At 37.9% G+C, this 8,584-nt stretch carries 5 protein-coding genes; 1 reads left to right on the top strand and 4 read right to left on the bottom strand.

Translation table 11 applies throughout. The annotated features are described in order from the left end of the window. Positions 1-154: 154 nt before the first annotated feature. From GQR44_RS05360 to GQR44_RS05350, 3 genes are all read right to left on the bottom strand, one after another. The gene (locus tag GQR44_RS05360; protein ID WP_166370004.1) at positions 155-1,408 is read right to left on the bottom strand and encodes a glycine betaine/L-proline ABC transporter ATP-binding protein; all 1,254 of its coding nucleotides are present in this window, start codon (positions 1,406-1,408) and stop codon (positions 155-157) included. Between the two features lies 1 nt (position 1,409). Beyond that, the gene (locus GQR44_RS05355) at positions 1,410-2,300 is read right to left on the bottom strand and encodes a proline/glycine betaine ABC transporter permease (RefSeq protein ID WP_166370002.1); all 891 of its coding nucleotides are present in this window, start codon (positions 2,298-2,300) and stop codon (positions 1,410-1,412) included. Positions 2,301-2,440: 140 nt separating this feature from the next. Continuing rightward, positions 2,441-3,445 carry an ABC transporter substrate-binding protein gene (locus tag GQR44_RS05350; protein WP_166370000.1) on the bottom strand — a complete coding sequence of 335 codons (1,005 nt, stop codon included), beginning with the start codon at positions 3,443-3,445 and terminating at the stop codon, positions 2,441-2,443. Between the two features lie 527 nt (positions 3,446-3,972). Here GQR44_RS05350 and GQR44_RS05345 point away from each other — a divergent pair. Continuing rightward, on the top strand, positions 3,973-5,352 hold the full coding sequence (locus GQR44_RS05345) for an ATP-binding cassette domain-containing protein (protein WP_166369998.1): 1,380 nt from the start codon (positions 3,973-3,975) through the stop codon (positions 5,350-5,352). A 151-nt stretch (positions 5,353-5,503) separates the two neighbouring features. Here GQR44_RS05345 and GQR44_RS05340 read toward each other — a convergent pair whose 3' ends face one another. Then, complete coding sequence (locus tag GQR44_RS05340) at positions 5,504-8,434, bottom strand: UvrD-helicase domain-containing protein (protein WP_166369996.1); 2,931 nt, start codon at positions 8,432-8,434, stop codon at positions 5,504-5,506. Positions 8,435-8,584 lie beyond the last annotated feature (150 nt).

The following is an 8,584-nucleotide window of genomic DNA, read 5'->3' as shown; positions in this document are numbered from 1 at the left end:
TGGCTGAACATATGGTAGCTATAGCTGCTTAGGCGTTATGCACTTCAGAGTTGAATCTGCCAATAATAAAAAGCCCATTCTGTAAAAAATGAGCTTTTAATATTCTGTTTAGCTAATAACGCTGATTTTGCTTATCTCCAAACAACGTTATTTACTATTTTTGGGGTTCAGGATCTTTACTCTCTTGATCACTATCGCTACTTTCACTACTTCCTTGATCACTGAGTACTTCCGCTAACGTGGTACGAGATATGTGCCCTTCTACATCACCTTCGGCATTTAAAACAGCTAAAGGATGCTCATTATCTAACATATCAGAAATAACAGATTCCAATAGTGCATCACTTTGTACCGATGGCACATCTTCGAATAGTTCATCAGTAATCGCATTGCCATAATCACTTTTTTCAACATTTTCTAATGTTTCTTGTGTGATCATACCTTGATAACCATCATCATTTACAACGTAACCATAATCTTGTTTAGACTTTCGCATTTGTGCAACAGCTTCACCAATATTCTCGCTAGAAATACGACAAATTTGTGGTTGCATAACAGTCTCAACGGTTAATGCGCGCGCTCTATTTACATCTTTTACAAAGGCTTCAACATAGTCATCTATGGGGTTCAATAGAATATCTACAGGTGTACCTTGTTGAATGAGTAAACCATCTCGTAAAATCGCAATTTTGTCACCAATACGTAACGCTTCATCTAAATCATGGGTGATGAATACAATGGTTTTATGCAATTTATCTTGTAGTTCAATTAACTGATCTTGCATTTCACTTCGAATAAGAGGGTCTAGTGCAGAGAAGGCTTCGTCCATTAATAAGATATCAGCATCAGTACATAATGCGCGCGCCAATCCAACTCGTTGTTGTTGTCCACCAGAGAGTTGGCCAGGATATTGTTTTGCATACCCATCTAACCCCACCGTTTTTAACCATTCATTACCACGTTCTTCTCGCTCATTTTTAGCAACACCCTGAACTTGCAAACCATAAGTAATATTTTGTAGCACAGTGCGATGCGGCATTAAACCAAAACGTTGAAATACCATCGCCATTTTTTGACGGCGGAAATTTTGTAGGTCTTTGGCGTTTAACTGCATCACATCTTCACCAGCAACCACTATTTCACCAGCTGTTGGATCAATTAAACGATTAAAGTGACGAATCAATGTCGATTTACCTGAGCCAGATAACCCCATGATCACAAATATTTCACCGGGATAAATATCTAAGTTGATATCCGCTAGACCAACAGTATGGCCTGTTTCAGCTAAAATAGTCTCTTTAGATTTACCTGCTTTTACTTCTTCTAAAACTTTCTTCTCATTTTTACCAAAAATCTTATATAGATTTTTAATACTAATTAAAGGAGCGTTATTTTCATTCGAACTCATCTTAATGCCCCCCAAAGTTTTGTAACGTACGTTTTGCATAACTTTGTGAAATTCGATCAAAAATAATCGCTAACGCCACAATCGCAAGACCATTTAATAAACCTTGTGTAAAATATTGATTACTAATCGCCTGTAACACTGGTTGTCCCAATCCTTTAACCCCAATCATTGAGGCAATAACTACCATTGCTAATGCCATCATAATAGTTTGGTTAATTCCCGCCATAATCGTGGGCATTGCTAACGGAATTTGTACGCCAAATAGCCGTTGCATTGGGCTTGCACCATAAGCGGTGGCAGCTTCCAACACTTCTTTATCAACAAGGCGAATACCTAAGTTTGTTAAACGAATAACCGGAGGAATGGCATAGATAATCACCGCAATCACCCCTGGCACTTTACCGATACCCAGTAACATAACGACCGGAATCAAATAAACAAAGGCAGGCATTGTTTGCATCACATCTAAAATAGGTGTGACAAGCGATTGTACTCGATTAGATCGCGCCATCGCGACGCCAATTGGCATTCCTATTAGAATCGCTAATAAGGTAGAAACAATGATCATACTCATGGTACGCATTGTATCTTCCCACATACCGAAATAACCAATGATGACAAAAGCTACTGCGACTGAAATAGTTAATTTAAAGGAACGACTGGCTGCATATGAAAAAGCAGCGAGGGCTGCGATAACTAACCACCAAGGAGTTGATAATAGTAATTTTTCAAACCAAATGAGGGTGCTTAATAATGGGTCAAAGAAAGATTGAATAGCATCGCCGTATTCACGTGAAAAGTCACGAAAGAGACCATCTAATAATTTTTTAAAATCTCTTAATTCTTTACGATCAAGCTGCGGGATTTCTGACATCCATGACTTGTCTGACATTTTATTTTTTCTCCTGAAAAAATTTTAACCAACCTAGGTAAATATCTAGCTAAGCAGAACGCTAAAATTGATACTGTGTAAGTTATTTACTTACCTAGAATGATAATAAAGCCTAGCTTAACTAGGCTTTATAGGAAGGGTTATAATTCTGCTAATGCTTTTTTAACTTTTGCTGCTGTGGGAGCATCAACCCATTGCGTCCATATTTCTTCATGGTTAGTTAGGAAATATTCAACGATATAATCACCATCGGCTTGTTCGTCTTCTTTCCAAGCTAATAAGGCATTCATTTGTTCGTTAGTAAATGAACGACCAGCAAGATAAGCCACTACCTCTGGCGCTCTTTTCGCGAACTCTTCAGTAACAACTGATTCCACTGCTGAAGGCGGATACATGGTCACTTTAGGATTTAAACAATCGATTTGAGTTGTACAGTTTACGAACTCATCTTTATCGACGCCAGTTCCAAAGTCCACTTTAACCATTTTATATTTACCTAAAACAGATGTTGGAGCCCAGTAGTAACCTAACCAAGCTTCTTTGCGTTCATAAGCTTTAGCAATTGAACCTGATAAACCGGCACCAGAACCTGGATCTAACAGCTCAAAACCAGAAGCTTCTAGATCAAGTGCCGTAAACAGTTGAGTAGTTGAAATTTGACAGTTCCAACCAGAAGGACAGCCCATTAAAGCAGATTTAGTTGGATCTTCAGGGTGTTTAAATAATTTTGCATTGGCTCTAATACCTGCAATAGTTGCTAACGTAGGGTCTTTCTCAACCATGTAAGCAGGTACCCAAAAACCTTCTTCTCCACCATCGGAGAGTGTTGTACCCGCGTAGCGAATTCGACCTTCAGCAACCCCTTTATCTAATGCTTCACGCATTGCGTTACTCCAGAATTCAGGCGCGATATCAGGTTGCCCTTTTTCAATCATTGCAGCACCAGTTGGCATAGTATCACCAGGTACAAGCTCTGCATCACAATCAAAGCCATGTTCAACAATAAAGCGGTCAACATTGGCAATAACGGTTGCAGAAGCCCAGTTCATATCAGCAATAGTTACTTTGCCACATTCACTTGCCGCAGCAGGTAAAGTGAAAGAAGCACAGGCAAGTAGTAATGAAGATGAGATGAGTTTACGCATATTAATATCCTTATTAATGAAGTTTGCATTTACGGTTAAAAATTAGAATTTATGACTAAAAGATGAGGATTAACATAGCAAACGAATCGACATAGTACATTAAATAGGCTTATATTTGAAGGTATTAACTAAATTCACAGGGTTCGCAACCGATAAATGAGACCATGCTTTAATTTATTGAATTGAGTCACATTAATTTTCATCAGTATGCTATGTAAACATTTATGGTATGGATCAATGTTCGCTTTGGTACTTACTTAACGATGTCGACATAACCTTATTAAGATGAACAGATGTTAACTAATACCACTACCTTGCGTTAACATCTGTTAATAAACAACTAAATCAACAGTGCTAGTGACCAGTCTAGATACTTAGCTCGAGGCTAAGCTAGAGAATAAGCTAAGTATGAAAAACACAGTAACGCTCTCTGAATTAAGTTTTAAAATTGATAATTATAACTTACTCATTTATTTAACTTTGTGGCAAAATAAAATTTTCCTCCTTTTAACAGACTGAATAATTCTATGATAAATATTGTAAATTTAGCGCATGAAAAGTTAACCATCGATCATTGGCAAATACGCAACAATGAAAGCTGGTGCGTATTAGGCCGTAATGGGTCAGGAAAACAGTATATTGATCAACTTTTAACTGGCGATCTACAAATAGACAAAGTGGATCAACTCACTTTACCAAGCAAAGAAAAAGTAGGCATTATTTCATTTGAAGCACAGCAACAAACCTACGAAAATACGTTAGCGATGGAAGCGCCAGACTACGTAGACGCAAACGATGTTGGCACCAAAGCACAAGACTTTTTACCGCAAGATAAATGGAATGACCCACTGATTAGTGAGTTTGGACTCAGCCACCGTATGCAAACACGTTATATCCAATTAAGCACGGGTGAAAGTAGAAAACTATTGATTCTACAAGCTATATTTAGCGGTGCTGAATTGTTAATTTGTGACAATCCCTTTGATAGTTTAGACGTGCAATCCTGTGAAACTTTATCTAATGCGTTAGCACGTTTATCCAACACAGGCTTTACCATTGTATTAATGCTAAGTAATCGCCAAGATATTCCAAATTGGTGTAATAACATCGCCTTTATTGAACGTGGCCGAGTAGATGTAATTGGCCAGCTCGATGATATTGAAACAAAAAATCAATTAGATGCATTATTAAGTCCAGTACCTGACCACATTCCTTGGCCAGAAAACATACAACAATTATCTGATTATAATCATCCTTATTTAGTTAAACTAAACAAAGGCACTGTGCATTATGGCGGCGTTAATGTTTTTGAGGATTTAGATGTTGAAATAAAACCACTGCAGCATACTTTGATTACAGGGCCTAATGGCAGCGGAAAATCAACCTTAATGCAATTGATTACTGGAGATTGCCCACAATGTTATAGCAACGATATCCATGTACTAGGTTACAAAAGAGGTTCAGGAGAAACTATTTGGGATGTTAAAAAGAACATGGGAATAGTTAGCTCTGAATTACACCGCCAGTACCGTGTTAATGGCGAATTATTAACCGTGGTATTGTCGGGTTTTTATGACTCCATTGGTATGTATCAACAGGCCACCGCTCATGAAATTAACATTGCACAACAATGGCTAGAAAAGATTGGTTTATTGGATCAGCAAAAGAGTCTGTTTCAGAGTTTAAGTTATGGTGAACAACGACTGGCTTTAATCGCCAGAGCGCTGGTGAAATCACCCTATTTATTAATATTAGATGAACCAACGCAGGGTTTAGATGAGCTAAATAGGCATCGTGTACTTAACTTCCTAGAGCATCTAGCAACGCAACAACACAGCACCATGTTATTAGTCAGTCATCGAAGAGATGAGTTTTTACCTATTTTTGAACAACATATTACCCTTTAGCAAACTTCAAGGTTGAATTCGCTAAATAATAAAGTTTATAAAACAGATAATAACTAAAAATTTAACCGGCTGAAAGTTAATTTCAGCCGGTTAAAAGGGTAATGAATACTAGACTAAATAAAGTTCAAGTTATTTATGGATGAGCTTGAGCTTAATTTGGCCACTGTAAATTGGCTTTATCAATACCATTTTTACAGCTCATCGGCTCATTACCTTTAAAGTTTCGACATCCCCAGAATTCACCTTTTTTACTTTTCCTTAACGCCATTTCAGCACCACACTGATCGCATAGAGGCACTATTTCCGAGCAAGCAGGATTAAGGCAAGTTTTAAAGCCACTATATTTGTTTTTTGTCATTGCCGTATCACATTGACGACACCCTCTTTCTTTATGGTCACAACGAGGAAAATGCGAGCATGAAAAGAAGTGTCCAAAACGTCCGTTACGCGGTATTAACGTACCAGTTTCGCAAAGCATACACGTAATTTTATCCACTAATGTTTGACTGATTGTTATCCCAAATTCATTCAATTCAACATCATAACCATCCACCAGCTCCTTAACAAAATCACTGCCATCAAGCATATCCGCAATAATATAAGCACGCTCTTTCGCTCGTGTTAATGCCACATACATTAACCGCCTTTCTTCCGCATATTCAAAATCTTCAGGCTTAGCTAACAAAGCATCAATAATTGCAGGAGTGGCTTTTTGTGATGGAAAACCAAGTTTGCCCGATGTCATTCCCATGATCACAACAAAATCGGCTTCTTTGCCCTTGGAAGCATGAAAGGTTTGATTTTCAATAAACAGTGTTGGGTATTGTTTATTTAACTCTGCCAAAGTTTGCTTATCCGGCAACTGAAACCAATAACGCGCTAATAAATACACGTTCATTTTATCGCGTTGATGAGGTTTATTAGCAATGGCAGTTAATACTTCCGCTAGTGCACCGTTGGCAACTTCTGGAATGCTTTGTGTTTGTTGTTTATTAACATTATTAATACCTTGATTCACGACACTTTTACGTAAAATAGAGACAGCCGGTTTATCAACCTGCTTAATTGCATTAATGGTTTTAGTTAGCTGTGATGGATTTTTGCTAACAAACTCAGTAGCCACCTTTGCAATGCTATTATTAAATCGAAAGGTTTGATCCAGTTGTGTTTGTGTACTCGCGCCAAAATACTGTTCAAACTCAGTTGTTAATGACACATCCCCACCACTAAAACGATAAATAGCCTGCCAATCATCACCAACAGCAAATATTGAACAACTTTTACGATTATCACGTAATGCCTTCACAAGGCGAGCACGTGGCTCAGAAATATCCTGAAATTCATCAACCATGATATAACGCCAAGGGGAACGAAATTGACCATTTTCAATATACTGCAAGGCTTTATTGATCATATCTTCAAAATCAATTTCATTACGGGCATCTAGAAACGCTTGATACGCCTTTAAGATAGGATGCAATAACTGTAAAGCTTTACTGGTTTGCGTGGGATCAATGGCATTAGCAATAACCTTTTTTTCTAACAACGGATCTAAACAAGCCGCTTTATACAAACCCACCAAGGAGGAAAAGAGTTCTGCTAATACGCTAATGCGCCCAGTTTCTTTAAGGTTAGCTAATATCACTTGTTCAGGTAAGATTTGGTACTTTATACCTTGCGCTGAAAGGGATTTTTTTAAGTAACTTAATAGCATCCCCTGTTTATGCATCGCATAGGTTAATTCGATACACTCGGTATTATGTTGTTGATGGGTTTGGCGTTTCCACTGCATAGATGTATGGTAATCTTCCCTATCAATATAGGGTGCAGTATCGCCATTTTCATCAATACCAAAATATTCAATATACAAATTAAGCGTGGGTAAAAAGAAATCGGGTTGGTACTGTTTACGTTCAGTAGTGCGCAAATCAACCGTATAGTTTGCTTCATATTGATAATCGATACCATGATTAAATAACCAATTAGCAACATACAATTCACCAAAACTTTTAACCTGCTCGCCTTTCAAAGTACGAATATCATTGTCAGTGAGGTATTGGTAATAATCACCTAGACTAGCAAACTCGAAGTGATTTTTCTCCGCATAATAATAACGACTAAAATAAGTGAATACAGATTGTCTATACTCAGCTTGCTCATTCATTAATCGCTCAAAACAATCCTGTACCCATTTAGCTTTAGCGGTTTGATCTTCAGCAAAGAGCGATAGATTAGGTTTCGCAGCTTCTACTTTGGCAATAATACTCAAGCCTAAATGATGGAACGTAGAAGCTTTAATTGTATCAAGGCCTAACTTATCTTTAATACGTTGATCCATTTCAAGCGCTGCTTTTCTGCCATAGGCTAATAATAATATCTCGCTAGCTTTTGCCTGTTGGCTTTTAAGTAAATACCCCGTTCGTCCTACCATCACGCTGGTTTTACCAGTACCCGCCCCTGCTAACAACAGATTGTTATCGTCATCAATCACACAAGCTCGACGTTGCATTGCAGTTAATGGATTCGATTCAACCGCATCAAAAAATGATTGATATTGTTGTAATTGTTGCTCGATATAAGTATCACGAAATGCGTTAATCTGCGTCACTTGCCAATGACGATAGCGTGATAGCTTTTCTAAGTAAGGCGCCAATGATGCGGACACTCGTTTAGCAGATAAAACCCAAGGAAACCACTTTTCATACTCTAGGGTTACTGCATTTAGTAGTCGTTTTACCACTGACTGTCGAAGGTATTGACTGCTAATGAAGGGTTCTATTTTTACTATTAGTTGTATCAGTGACTGCTGATTTGCTTGTATCCACCATTGTTGGCATTGATGCTTATAAAGCTTAGCCGCGTCATAGCTTAATTTACTTAAGTGATAGTGTTTATGGTCAGATTCAACAATTAACGTTTGACCAAACCATGTTGAGATGAACACTGGTGGTTTAGTTAACGCACCCCAATTAACTACCGATTTATTTTTATCAACGTAGATACTCAGCGCATCGGCATTGAGGTTAATTTCAGTATGATGCCCAAAGAGACGACCGAAGAAGCTTGAAGTGATTGATGTCATGATAATAAATAGCCTGATAGAAGGTCAAAGTGCGCTTAAAATACAACTTATTAATACAAGAAACACAAGTAAGCTGCATGTGCCACTGCACACAAAAATGAAAGCATGATACTGGGACTCAGTGATTTTTAAAACAAATGAAAGCCGTGA

The sequence above is a fragment of the Psychromonas sp. SA13A genome (genome assembly GCF_011378715.1).
GTDB lineage: Bacteria > Pseudomonadota > Gammaproteobacteria > Enterobacterales > Psychromonadaceae > Psychromonas.
The sequence above is the reverse complement of the archived record's forward strand: the minus strand, read 5'-3'. Positions and strand labels throughout refer to the sequence as shown.